The 12,539-nt window shown below is 72.1% G+C and carries 10 protein-coding genes; 6 read left to right on the top strand and 4 right to left on the bottom strand.

Going from position 1 to position 12,539, the window contains the following annotated elements; genetic code table 11:
- Positions 1 to 20 precede the first annotated feature (20 nt).
- Positions 21 to 590 (bottom strand): TetR/AcrR family transcriptional regulator, encoded by a 570-nt coding sequence (locus ABD987_RS01665; RefSeq protein WP_345386035.1) that lies wholly within the window; start codon positions 588 to 590, stop codon positions 21 to 23.
- A gap of 98 nt (positions 591 to 688) precedes the next feature.
- On the opposite strand from ABD987_RS01665, the gene ABD987_RS01660 reads away from it, so the two are divergent.
- The 3 genes from ABD987_RS01660 (at position 689) to ABD987_RS01650 (ending at position 3,749) form a co-directional block, all read left to right on the top strand.
- On the top strand, positions 689 to 1,129 hold the full coding sequence (locus ABD987_RS01660; RefSeq protein WP_345386033.1) for a tautomerase family protein: 441 nt from the start codon (positions 689 to 691) through the stop codon (positions 1,127 to 1,129).
- A gap of 23 nt (positions 1,130 to 1,152) precedes the next feature.
- Positions 1,153 to 3,393, top strand: a complete 2,241-nt coding sequence (locus ABD987_RS01655) for a molybdopterin-dependent oxidoreductase (protein WP_345386031.1) — start codon at positions 1,153 to 1,155, stop codon at positions 3,391 to 3,393.
- A 143-nt stretch (positions 3,394 to 3,536) separates the two neighbouring features.
- Positions 3,537 to 3,749: a hypothetical protein gene (locus ABD987_RS01650; RefSeq protein ID WP_345386029.1), complete on the top strand. Its 213-nt coding sequence runs from the start codon at positions 3,537 to 3,539 to the stop codon at positions 3,747 to 3,749.
- A gap of 15 nt (positions 3,750 to 3,764) precedes the next feature.
- Here the strand turns inward: ABD987_RS01650 and ABD987_RS01645 are convergent, their stop codons facing one another.
- On the bottom strand, positions 3,765 to 5,861 hold the full coding sequence (locus ABD987_RS01645) for an AMP-binding protein (RefSeq protein ID WP_345386027.1): 2,097 nt from the start codon (positions 5,859 to 5,861) through the stop codon (positions 3,765 to 3,767).
- 157 nt (positions 5,862 to 6,018) lie between these two features.
- Entirely contained in the window at positions 6,019 to 6,435 is a 417-nt protein-coding gene (locus tag ABD987_RS01640) for a winged helix-turn-helix transcriptional regulator (RefSeq protein WP_345386025.1), read from the bottom strand.
- Between the two features lie 100 nt (positions 6,436 to 6,535).
- On the opposite strand from ABD987_RS01640, the gene ABD987_RS01635 reads away from it, so the two are divergent.
- A complete protein-coding gene (locus ABD987_RS01635; protein ID WP_345386023.1) occupies positions 6,536 to 7,384 on the top strand; it encodes an alpha/beta fold hydrolase in 849 nt (282 codons plus the stop codon).
- A gap of 274 nt (positions 7,385 to 7,658) precedes the next feature.
- Positions 7,659 to 8,252 (top strand): DUF6801 domain-containing protein, encoded by a 594-nt coding sequence (locus tag ABD987_RS01630; RefSeq protein WP_345386021.1) that lies wholly within the window; start codon positions 7,659 to 7,661, stop codon positions 8,250 to 8,252.
- 148 nt (positions 8,253 to 8,400) lie between these two features.
- Here ABD987_RS01630 and ABD987_RS01625 read toward each other — a convergent pair whose 3' ends face one another.
- Positions 8,401 to 8,841, bottom strand: coding sequence for an Lrp/AsnC family transcriptional regulator (locus ABD987_RS01625; RefSeq protein ID WP_345386019.1), 441 nt, complete (start codon positions 8,839 to 8,841; stop codon positions 8,401 to 8,403).
- 166 nt (positions 8,842 to 9,007) lie between these two features.
- On the opposite strand from ABD987_RS01625, the gene ABD987_RS01620 reads away from it, so the two are divergent.
- On the top strand, positions 9,008 to 12,484 hold the full coding sequence (locus tag ABD987_RS01620) for an indolepyruvate ferredoxin oxidoreductase family protein (protein ID WP_345386017.1): 3,477 nt from the start codon (positions 9,008 to 9,010) through the stop codon (positions 12,482 to 12,484).
- The last annotated feature ends 55 nt before the right edge of the window (positions 12,485 to 12,539 follow it).

Here is a 12,539-nt window from a genome sequence, read left to right as displayed (position 1 = left end):
GCGCATGACCTCGTGCGATGTCAGGAGCCGAAGAGCGGGGCGATCTCGGTGACGACGTCGTCGAGCGGGGCGCTGTCGCGTTCCGCGCGGCACAGGATCACCGCGCCCTCGATCGCGGCGACGGCGAGGGTGGCGAGGCGGTGCGCCCGGTCGGCGGGGATCCCGCCGCCGACGAGCAGGTCGCGCAGTTTTCCGTGCCAGCGGGCGAAGATCTCCCGGACCAGTTCGGCCGCCTCCGGCAGGTCCTCGCGGTTGTCGACGGCGAGCGCCACGACCGGGCAGCCCGCCCGGTAGTCGCTGCGCAGCAGTGACTGCTTCCAGAACGCGACGAACCCGCCGAGCGCGGCGCGGGGATCGCCGTCGGCGGTGGCCTGGTCGATCAGCCCGCCGATGAACTCGCCCGCCTGGCCGACCGCGCCGGTGATCAGCTCGTTCCGGCCGCCGGGGAAGTGGTGGTACACCGAGCCGCGCGGCGCGCCGCTGTGCGCGAGGACGGCGTCGATGCTCACCCCCGAGGCACCGCGTTCGCGCAACAGCGCGATCGCGCTGTCGAGCATGCGCTGCCGGCTCTGCCCTGGCCGTCGTCCCAACTCCGCCTCCGCTCCACCGGTCGGACCCGCTTGACTCAATACTATGACAGAGTCCATAGTTACTCGACAGTAGCCGAACGTCGCCCCAGGAGGCCGTCATGCCGCTGATCGACATCACGATTCCCGCCGGAGCCCTCGAACCCGCCGCGGCCAAGTCCCTCCCGGACGAACTCGCGACGATCCTGCTGCGCTGGGAAGGCGCTCCGGACACGGAGTTCTTCCGCGAGATCACCTGGGTGTACCTGCACGAGATCCCCGACGGCGGGCTCGCGGTCGGCGGCCGTCCCGGCGGCGCCCCGCGCTACCGCGTCGACATCACCGTGCCGGAAGGGGCGCTGTCCCAGCGGCGCAAGGACGGTCTCGTCGCCGACGTCCACGCGGCCGTGGTCGCGGCCGCCGGGCTCGCGCCCGAGCACGCGCTGCGCGTCTGGACGCTGATCCGGGAGGTCCCGGTGGGCAACTGGGGCGCGGCGGGGCAGACGATCCGCTTCGCCGATCTCAAGAAGTCCGCCGAGCGCGAACGCGCCGCGGCGTCCTGACACCGGTGGCGGGGAGCGAAGTCATGACCGACCAGTGGCACAAGTCCGCGTGCATCCTCTGCGAGTGCAACTGCGGCATCGAGATCAAGCTCGGCGGCCGCCGCTTCGACCGGATCCGCGGCGACAAGGAGCATCCCGCGTCCGCCGGGTACACCTGCGAAAAGGCGCTGCGGCTGGATCACTACCAGAACGGCAGGCACCGGCTGACCTCCCCGCTGCGGCGCCGGGACGACGGCACGTACGAGGAGATCGGCTGGGACACCGCGCTCCGCGAGATCGCGGAACGGCTTTCGGCGGTGCGCGACACCCACGGCGGCGACAAGATCCTCTTCTACGGCGGCGGGGGCCAGGGCAACCACCTCGGCGGCGTCTACAACAGGGCGTTGCAGGCCGCGCTCGGCGTCCGGTACTTCTCGAACGCGCTGGCGCAGGAGAAGACCGGCGAGATGTGGGTCGACGGAAAGCTCTACGGCGGGCATACCAAGGGCGACTTCGAGCACGCCGAGGTCGTCGTGTTCGTGGGCAAGAACCCCTGGCAGTCACACAGTTTCCCGCGGGCGCGGCCGACGCTGCGCGCGATCGCCAAGGACCCCGGCCGCACGATGATCGTGCTCGACCCCCGGCGCAGCGAAACCGCCGCGATGGCCGACATCCACCTCCAGGTCGCACCCGGCACCGACGCCTGGTGCCTGGCCGCGATGCTCGGGGTGCTCGTCCAGGAAGGCTTGCTGGACAACGACTTCCTCGCCGAGCACACCACCGGCGCCGAGCCCGTGGTGGCCGCGCTGGCCGAGGTCCCGGTCGCGCTGTACGCGGAACGCTGCGGTGTCCCCGAAGAGCTGATCAGGACGGCGGCGCGGCGCGTCGGGACCGCGTCGAGCGCCACCACCTACGAGGACCTCGGTGTGCAGCAGGCGCCGAACAGCACCCTGGTGTCCTATCTGAACAAGCTGCTCTGGATCCTCACCGGCAACTTCGGCAGGCCCGGCACCATGTTCCTGCACTCGAGCTTCGCGGCGATCGCGGGCGCCGGGTCCGGGGGCAGCGGAAAGGGCCGGGTGCGCACCACCCCGGTGACCGGCGCGCGCATCATTTCCGGCCTGGTGCCGTGCAATTCCATCGCCGAGGAGATCCTCACCGACCACCCGGACCGGTTCCGCGCGATGTGGATCGACAGCACGAACCCGGCGCATTCGCTGGCCGACTCCCGGACCTTCCGCACCGCGCTGGAGGCGCTCGACCTGGTCGTGGTCGTCGACGTCGCGTTCACCGAGACCGCGCGCCACGCCGACTACGTGCTGCCCGCGGCGAGCCAGTTCGAGAAGTGGGAGGCCACGTTCTTCAACGTCGAGTTCCCGCACAACACCTTCCAGCTGCGCCCGCCCGTCCTCGACCCGCTGCCGGGCACGATGCCGGAGGCGGAGATCTACGCCCGCGTGCTGCGGCACCTCGGCGTCGTCGAGCCCGCGGTGCTCGCGAAGCTGACCACGGCGGCGCGGACCGGACGCGCCGAGTTCGCGGCGGCGTTCTTCACCGCCGCGGGCGCCGATCCCGCGCTGATGGGCCTCGCGCCGTTCGTGCTCTACGAGACGCTGGGCACGGTCCTGCCCGACGGGCAGCGCGGGACCGCCGCGGTGTGGGGGCTGGCCCAGCTGTGCGCGATGACCCATCCCGAAGCGGTGCGCCGCGCCGGATTCGCCGACGGCGACGAACTGTTCGACGCGATCGTGTCGACGCCGTCGGGGGTGACGTTCACCGTCGACGAGTGGGAGGACGTGTGGACCTACGTGCGCCGTCCCGACCGGCGGTTCACCGTCGAGATCCCCGAACTGCTCGGCGAACTCGGCGGACTGCGGGACACCGAACCCGGCTGGGTCAGCGAGGAGTTCCCGTTCGTGCTCTCGGCGGGGGAACGGCGGTCCTTCACCGCCAACACGATCTACCGCGACCCGGCCTGGCGGCGCCGGGACGCGGCGGGCGCGCTCCGCGTCAGCCCGGACGACGCGGCGCGGCTCGGGCTCACCTCCGGTGGCCCGGCGCGGGTGGTGACCGAACGCGGCGCCGCCGAGGTCGTCGTCGAGATCACCGACATGATGCGGCCCGGCCACGTCTCGCTGCCCAACGGCCTCGGCGTCGATCACCCCGACCACGGCGTGGCCGGGGTGGCGCCCAACGAGCTGACCTCGCTGGGCCTGCGCGATCCGCTGGCGGGCACCCCGTGGCACAAGCACGTGCCCGCCAGGGTGGAGGCCGTCACCCCGTAGTGTCCTTTGTGGACCTGAGCGGCCCCGGCCCGGCGGTGGCCGTCGGCATCCCGTATACCCGGCCCGCGAGTCCTGGCCCGGGTATACGGTGGGAGGACGACGCCCGGCCAGGGGAGGCGGGCGCACGGGGGAAGGGGAAGCACATGTCCGGAGCGAACCGAGCCGCCGCCGTCGTGCCCGCGCTGGTCACCGCGAGCGCGGTCGTTCCCGCGGCGCTGCTGTACGTGCTCAGCGCGGTGCTGGAGCTGCGCGGTCCCGCGCTGGCCGGGGCCACGATCACGCTCGTCGGGGTCGCGCTCGGGCTGATCTGGCTCGGCCAGTCCCTGCGGGAGCGCCGGGCCGTCGCGCGCGGCTAGCCTGCGGGTGGCCGGTCAGTGCCCCGGCCACACCGGGGCGAGACCGCCGTCCGGGTCCATCGGCCAGGTGTCGTCGTTGAGGAGCCGCTTGAGCACCTTGCCGGTGGCGTTGCGGGGCAGTTCCGGGACGAAGTAGACGTCGCGCGGCACCGCGAACCGGGCCAGCCGCTGGTGGATGTAGGCGCGGATGTCCTCGGCGTGCAGCCGCGCGTTGCGCCGGGGCACGATGTAGGCGGCGAGCCGCTGGCCGTACTCGGTGTCCGGCACTCCGACCACCGCGACCTCGTAGACACCGGGGAGTGCCATCAGCGCCTCTTCCACCGGCCGGGGGAAGACGTTCTCGCCGCCGGAGACGATCATCTCGTCGGCCCGGCCGGTGACGAAGAGCCTGCCGTCGGCGTCGACGTAGCCGACGTCGCCGGTGGCCATCAGATCGTGCGCCCTGGGCAGGCTCCCGCCGTCGGTGTAGCCGTCGAACAGCATCTCGTTGCCGACGAAGATCTGGCCCTCCCCGCCGGGCGGCACCGGGCGGCGGTCCTCGTCGAGGATCGCGACCCGGGTGCCGAGCGGGCAGCGGCCCGCCGTCGTCGGCGCGGCGCGCAGGTCGTCGGGATCGGCGATGCTCGCCCAGGACACCTCGGTCGAGCCGTAGAGGTTGTAGAGCACGTCGCCGAAGGTCTCGGTGAACTCGTGGACGAACGCGCCGGACATCGCCGAACCGCTGCTCGCCACGATCCGCAGCGACGAAAGGTCGTAGCGGCCGCGGATCCGGGACGGCAGGTCGAGGATCCGCTGCAGCATGATCGGCACCGCGAAGAGCGCGTCGCACCGCTGTTCGGCGATGGTCCGCAGGGTCTCCTCGGCGTCGAAACGGCGCACCAGCGCCAGCGAGGCCCGCAGTGCCATCCCGATCTGCATCGCGGCCAGTCCCCAGGTGTGGAACAGGGGAGCGGCCACCACGATCCGGTCGCCCGACCGCAGCGGGATCCGGTCGAGCAGCGCCGCCGCCGCGCCGACGCCCTTCGGGGTCGGGCGGCGGGCGCCCTTCGGGACCCCGGTGGTGCCCGAGGTGAGCACGACGATCCGGCCGGGCCGGTCCACCGGTTTGCGCCGGGCGGGCTTCGCGCCCGCGATCAGCTCGTCCACCGTGGGGTAGCCCGCCTCGGCCTCCGGCCAGGTGCTGACCCGGAGGAACTCGCCGCGGACGTCGGTGATCACGCGGGCGAACTCGTCGTCGGCGAGTACCGCCACCGGCTGGTGCACGGCGATCACCTTCGCCACCGCGCTCGCCGAGAGCCCGGTGTTGAGCAGGACGACGTCGGCGCCGAGCTTGCCGCAGGCGATGAACGACTCCACCATCGCGGCGTGGTTGCGGCACATCAGGGCGACCCGGTCACGGGGCCTGACCCCGCGTTCGGCCAGGGCGTTCGCCAGGCGGTTGCTGCGCTCCTCGGTCTGGCCGAACGTGCGGGCGCAGCGCTCGTCGTGCAGGGCGGGCTCGGCGGGCGCCCGCCCCGCCGCGGCCTGGTAGCCGCCGGCCAGGGTGGCGCCCCACTGCGCGAGCGAGGTCAGCTGCCGGGCGACCTTGTCGGGCCGTCCGGCCGACAGCACCCCGGCCCGTACCAGGGTGCTCGCGGTCCGGAGCGTGGTGGCCTTGTTCCGCTGCGGGTCCTCCGGCGGGGCGGGGTCACCGGAGAGGTGCCGGTCGATCCGCCGCGCGATCTCCTGGACACTGCGTTTGAGCGCAGACCGGGACAGCTCCGCGCGGGGTGAGGGCAGCATGAGCCGCGCGACGAGTTCGGTACGGCTGTCCGGAAGCGGGTGGAGTTCGACCGAGACCCAGCTGCGCTCGTCCGCCACGCCGCGCCACACGACGTGTTCGCCGGAGCGGTGCACCACGGCGTGGATCTGCTCCTCGACCAGCTCGCCCCGGCGCGGCCGGAGCCGGATCAGGCAACGCGGGCCGCGGCCGGGCGAGGCCGGCTCGACCACCTCGCACCAGCTGATCTCCGGTACGAACCGCGAGTAGCGCTCGGGCGCGCCGACCACCTCCCACACCCGCTCGGGCGGGTGTGCCAGCACGGAACTCGCCTGGACCACATCGTCACGCATCTGAACCTGCCTCACCACCGCGCGCTCGGGCGTTCCCCGGCAAGAACTGACGCCTCCGCGAGCTCGGGATCTGCGGACGCTATCAGTAAACGGGGGTCACCGATACTCCGAACGAACGACGCCGGCCGGTCGTGGTGGCACCGGCGGTGGGCCGGGCCTACGGCCCCGGATGGCCGGGGTCTGCCGCGTCGCTGCGGGCGTTCGCCTCGTCGATCTCCGCCATGTGCTCCTCGGCCCACGCGCGCACCGCGGCGAGCGGCTCCTCGAGCGAGCGGCCGAGCGGGGTGAGCCGGTAGTGCACCCGCGGCGGCACGGTCGGTTCGACGCGGCGGGCGACCAGTCCGTCCCGCGTCATCCCCTGCAGGGTCGTGGACAGCATCTTCTGGGAGACGCCGGGCATCCGGCGCTTCAGCTCGGCGAAGCGCACTTCGTCCGGTGCGGCCTCGGCGAGGACCTTGACGGCCATCGACGTCCACTTGGTGCCGATGCGGTCCAGCAGCCGCCGGGCCGGGCAGGCGGGGTCGAACACGTCGCCGCGCGCCGGGGCCGGCGCACCGGCGGGAGAGGAGGTCACCTCGGGCTCACCACCTGTCGGGAAAGTGCCGTCTTGGCACGGCGTTTCGGGTTACCTACGTTTATCTGGTCACCAATGGTAACCACAATCGGGAGGGGTCGTGCCCACCACCGTCGAAGAGATTTCCCTGCGCCGCGTCGCCACCAACGGCATCGAGACCTCCGTCGCGGTCGCCGGTACCGGCCCCGCCGTGCTGCTGCTCCACGGATTCCCGCACACCTGGCGGTTGTGGAGCGCGGTGATTCCCCGGCTGGCGCGGCATTTCCGGGTGCTCGCGCCGGACCTGCGCGGCCTCGGCGCGAGCACCCGGGCGAGCGATGGCTACGACGCGGACACGCTGGCCGACGACGCGGCGGGGATCCTCGACGCGCTGGGGGAGCACACCGCCGCCGTGGTCGGCATCGACGCGGGCACGCCACCGGCGTTCCTGCTCGGGCTGCGCCGCCCGGAGCGGGTCCGGCGGCTCGTGCTGATGGAGTCGCTGCTGGGCACCCTGCCCGGCGCCGAGGAGTTCCTGGCCGGCGGGAAACCCTGGTGGTTCGGCTTCCACTCCGTGCCGGGGCTGGCGGAGACGGTCCTGGCCGGGCACGAGGCGGAGTACGTCGGCTGGTTCCTCGACGTCGGCACCCACGGCCGGGGCGTGCCGGAGCCGATCCGCGACGCGTTCGTCAGCGCCTACACCGGATCCGACGCCCTGCGCTGCGCCTTCGCCCACTACCGGGCGATGCCGGAGAGCGCGGAGCGGATCCGGGAGGCCGTGCGTGCCCACCGGCTCACCGTGCCCACGATGGCCGTCGGCGCGCACCCGGTCGGGCGGAGTCTCGAACGCCAGCTGCGGCCGATCACGGACGATCTCGAAGGACACCTCGTCGAGGACTGCGGGCACCTCGTCCCACTCGACCGGCCCGACGCGCTGCTCGGCCTCCTGCTCCCGTTCCTGCTCGGGTGACCCCGGCGTCCACCGCGTCCACCGCGTCCACAGTGGAGGCTCCGCTCGGCCGGAATACGCGGGAATCCGTTCGCGGATGACAATGACGATCGAATGAATCAGGGTGCGGATGATGAATACTCCGCAATTACGTGAAAGTCACACCGGCGGGGTGTCGTGGTCAATATTCACCCACTACTGTGACCGGCGAGGGCCGGGCGCCCGGCCCGTCATCCATTTTCTCCCCTTGTTCGGTATTCCTGCGAAGAAAAAGGAGCTGAAGGTGACAGCAACCATGACGCGTACGCGCTCCCGGTTCGCCAAGGCCGGGATCCTCGCGGTGGCGGCGGCCGTCGTCACGGTGTGCGGGGCGGGCCAGGCCGCCGCCGCGGACAAGTCGCTGACCTGGAAGGGCGGCTTCCCGATCATCGGCGACCAGACCGTGAAAACGGTCGTCCACGTGGACATCCCGGCGAAGGCGACGATCGGCCAGCCGGTTTCGGTGCCGTTCAGCCTCGACGTGGACGCCGGGGACAGCACGGCGGACGGCCTGCGGCTGGTCGGCGCCAAGAAGGTCGGCGGCGCGATCGACGCCTCGGTGTCGCTCAAGGTGAGCAGCGGGCAGGCCATTTCCCTGAAGGTCAACCTGCCCATCCCGGACACCGAGGTGCCGGCGAGCGGGCCGCTGAAGTTCACCGCGAAGGGCAAAGTGGACTTCACCGTGCCGCAGGGCACCCCGGCGGGAAAGGCGACCACCTCGGTGGAACCGAAGTCGGTCACCCACGTGACCACCGACGCGTCCGATCCGTCGCTGGCCAAGTTCGACGTGGACCTGGCCCTCGATCCGCCGAGCCAGGACACCGTGCTGGGCAGCACCGACGTCGGCTGACGAAAATCCGCGCGTTTCCGGCACCGAGGGGATTTCCTTTTTCGCGGGTGAAATCCCCTCGGCCCGTCCCGGAATACGGCGGTCCGTGAATGCCACATTGAGGGACTCAGAGTCCCTCAATGTGGCATTCACGGACCTGGGTGCCGGATCAGTTCTTGCGGCTGCGCGAGCCGAGGATCATCAGCGTCTTGGTGCCGGTCACCGTGCCGGAGCGGCGCAGCTGGTCGATGACCTGCTGCAGGTGGCCGATGTCGCGGGCACGCAGGTGGACCAGCGCGTCCGGGTCGCCCGCGATCGTGAACACCGTCTGCACCTCGGGCAGTTCGGCGGCGTCGCGCATGATCTCCTCGACGCCGGTGGTGCCGACGTACCGGATCTCGGTGAACGCCTCGATGCCCCAGCCGAGCTTGGCGTGGTCGATCTCGACGGTGAACCCGGTGATCACCCCGAGCTCGCGAAGCCGGTCGACGCGCCGTTTGACCGCCGCGACCGACAGCCCGACCTCCTGGGCCATCTCCGAGTACGTCCGGCGGCCGTCCTCCCGCAGCAGCTGCAGGACCCGCAGGTCGGTGTCGTCCACGTCGGTCACGGGTGCCTCCTCGATCTGGACGCAAACAATAGCCGCGAGAGGAGTATTCGCACAGAGTTCTTTGCGTGTTGGGTCCAGCTTCGAGAGACTTACTTGCGCAACAGGCCGGGTGTCGGTTCTGCTGTGGCGTAGCCCACCACGAACGACCCTGGATGGAGGCTCCCCCGTGAGCGTCGACCTCGCCGCCGTCTCCCTGGACGACCGTTACACGGCCGAGCACGGCAGGGTGCTGATGTCCGGCATCCAGGCGCTGGTCCGGCTGATGCTCCAGCAGCGGAAGCTGGACGAGTCGCGGGGACTGGACACCCGGGTGTTCGTCAGCGGTTACCCCGGTTCGCCGCTCGGCGGGCTGGACATGGAGCTGGCCAGGGCCGCGCGGTTCACCGAGCCCGCGGGCATCGTCTTCCAGCCGGGGCTCAACGAGGAACTCGCCGCGACCGCGGTGGCCGGGTCGCAGCTGCTCGGCGAGACGCCGGGGCGGCGCCACGACGGCGTCACCGGGTTCTGGTACGGCAAGAACCCCGGCCTCGACCGGGCGGCGGACGCGATCCGGCACGGCGTCGTGGCGGGCACCGCCGCGCTCGGCGGCGCGGTCGCGCTCATCGGCGACGACCCGGACTGCAAGTCCTCGACGCTGCCCAGCGCGAGCGAACAGCTGTGCCAGAGCCTGTCGATGCCGCTGCTCGCGCCCGGCTCGATCGAGGAGATCGTCGAACTCGGCCTGCACGCGGTCGCGATGTCGCGGGCCAGCGGCCTGTGGACCGGCCTGAAGATCGTCGCCGACATCGCCGACGCGTCGGCCACCGTCGACGTCGGCGGGTTCGGGCACGCGATCCCGGCGCCGCCGAAGACACCGCGGCCCTCGCGCGGCGCGCTGGTCGGGCCCGCCGCGGTCGACGCCGAGCACGACGTGCTCACCCGGCGGCTCAACCTGGCCCGCGCCTACGCCCGCGAGGCAGGGCTGAACCGGGTCACCTTCACCGCGGAACGGGCCACCCTCGGCGTGCTGGCCTCGGGCATGGCCTACTCGGTCGTGCTGCGCGCGCTGGCGGACCTCGGTATCGACGAGGCCGTCATGGACAGTCTCGGGGTGCGGCTCATCCGGCTGGCCATGCCGTTCCCGATCGACGCGGACGCGCTGGCCGAGATGACCGGCGACCTCGACGAAGTCCTGGTGGTGGAGGACAAGACGCCGTTTCTGGAGGACGCGCTCAAGGCCGCGCTGTACCGCCGCCCCGGCGCCCCGAACGTGGTGGGCCGCCGCGACGAGAACGGCAGGCCGCTGCTGTCCGCGCGGGGCACGCTGGGCGCGGACGAGGTCGCCAGGGCGCTGGCCGCCCGGATCGGCGCCGACCGGCTGCCCCGTACCGCGACCACGCATCTGGAAGCGCTCGCCCCGGCGCGGGCGTCGCGGATCACCCTGCCCACAGTGGACAGCCGGACGCCGTACTTCTGTTCGGGCTGCCCGCACAACACCTCCACCCGCACCGGCGACGACACGCTCGTGGGCGTCGGCATCGGCTGCCACGCGATGGTCGCGCTCGACACCGCGGGCCGGGGGCACCAGATCGGGCTGACGCAGATGGGCGGCGAGGGCGCGCAGTGGATCGGCCTCGCGCCGTTCACCGGCGACCGGCACTTCGTGCAGAACCTCGGGGACGGCACCTTCCACCACTCGGGCTCGCTGGCGATCCGCGCCGCCGTCGCGGCCGGGACCACGATGACCTACAAGCTGCTCTACAACGACGCCGTCGCGATGACCGGCGGGCAGCAGGCAGAAGGGCGGCTCGGCATCCCGGCGCTGACCCGGTGGCTCGCGCTGGAGGGCGTCCGCCGCGTCGTGGTGACCACGGCCGAGCCGGGGACCTATCGCGGAGTCGAACTCGACGCGGTCGCGTCGGTCCGGCACCGCGACGAGTTCGCCGACGTCGAACGCGAACTGTCCCGAGTGGACGGTGTGACGGTGCTGATCCACGACGACCGCTGCGCGGCGGAGGAACGGCGCCTGCGCAAGCGCGGACAGCTGCCGACACCGGCGGAAAAGGTCGTGATCAACGAGCGTGTCTGCGAGGGCTGCGGTGACTGCGGCGACGTCTCGACCTGCCTTTCGGTGCGGCCCGTCGAGACCGAGTTCGGCCGCAAGACACGGATCCACCAGGCGTCCTGCAACTCCGACCTCAGCTGCCTCAAGGGGGACTGCCCGTCGTTCCTGCTCGTCGAGCCGGGCACCCGGCGCAAGCGCGAGGTGCCGGCGCTGCCGGTCGGGCTGACCCCGCCGCTGCGCCGGTTCACCGGCGACGGGACGCTGCTGCGCATGCCGGGCATCGGCGGCACCGGCGTCGTCACCGTGTCGCAGATCCTGCAGATGGCGGCGCACCTCGACGGCCTCTACGCCGCCGGGCTGGAACAGACCGGTCTCGCGCAGAAGGGCGGCCCGGTGATCAGCGACGTGCGGATCTCGAAGCAGCCCGTCGGTGGTGCCCTGCGCGCGTCGAAGTCCACTGTGGACGTCCTGCTCGGCTTCGACCTGCTGGGCGCCGCGGCCGAGGCGAACCTGGCCGTGACCCATCGCGAGCACACCGTCGCGGTGGTCAACACCAGCGTGGTGCCGACCGCCGCGATGGTGACCAACCGCGTGGTCGTGCCCGGCTCGCCGGACGACGCGCTCGAACGCGTCGAATCCGCCACCCGCGGCGCGGACAACTACTACCTCGACGCGCTCGCGCTGTCGGAGGCGTTGTTCGGCGATCACATGCCCGCGAACATGCTGCTCGTCGGCGCCGCGTTCCAGCACGGCTGCCTCCCGCTGTCGGCCGAGGCCATCGAGCAGGCGATCCGGCTCAACGGCGCCGGGGTCGAGAAGACCCTCGCCGCGTTCCGCTGGGGCCGCGCGGCCGTGCTCGACCGGGACGCGGTGCTCGCCGCGACCTCGGCGCCGGAGCGCGCGACGGTGGCGGTCGACGAGGTGGCCGTCGCGATCGCCGCCGCGCACGCCCCGTCCGGTGAGCTGGGCCGGGTGCTGGCCACCCGGGTCGCGGACCTCGTCGGGTTCCAGAACGAGGACTACGCGCGCCGGTACGCCGAGGAGGTCCGGCGGGTCGCGGACCTCGCGACCGCGCGCGCGGGGGACGAGGGGGAGCGGGTCGCGGTCGCGTATGCCAAGGGACTGCACCGGTTCATGGCGTACAAGGACGAGTACGAGGTCGCGCGGCTGCACCTCGACACCGTGGAAAAGGCCCGCCGGGACGAGGAGTTCGGCGCCGACGCCTCGGTCTCGGTACTGCTGCACCCGCCGGTGCTGCGGGCGATGGGCATGAAGCGCAAACTCCGGCTGAAGCGTTCGGCCGAGCTGGCGTTCAAGACGCTGCGGGCCGCGAAGGGTTTGCGGGGCACGCGGTTCGACGCCTTCGGCTACGCGAAGGTGCGCCGTGTCGAACGCGCGCTCATCGGCGAGTACCAGCGGCTGGTGCGGGACGCGCTCGCCTGCCTCGAACCGGGCACCGCCGACGCGGTCACCGCGATCGCCGAGCTGGCCGAGGTGGTCCGCGGCTACGAGGACATCAAGCTCGCGCGCGTCGAGGAGTTCCGCGCCCGGTCCCGTGAGGCGCTGGCGGACCTGCAGGCGACGGCACCGGTCCGCTAACCCGGCGGACGAGCGCCCCAATGTGGCATTCGGTGCGTTGGACGCACCGAACGCC

This window comes from Amycolatopsis samaneae, assembly GCF_039541975.1.
Classification (GTDB): Bacteria; Actinomycetota; Actinomycetes; order Mycobacteriales; family Pseudonocardiaceae; genus Amycolatopsis; species Amycolatopsis samaneae.
This window is presented reverse-complemented; position numbering and strand designations above follow the sequence as displayed.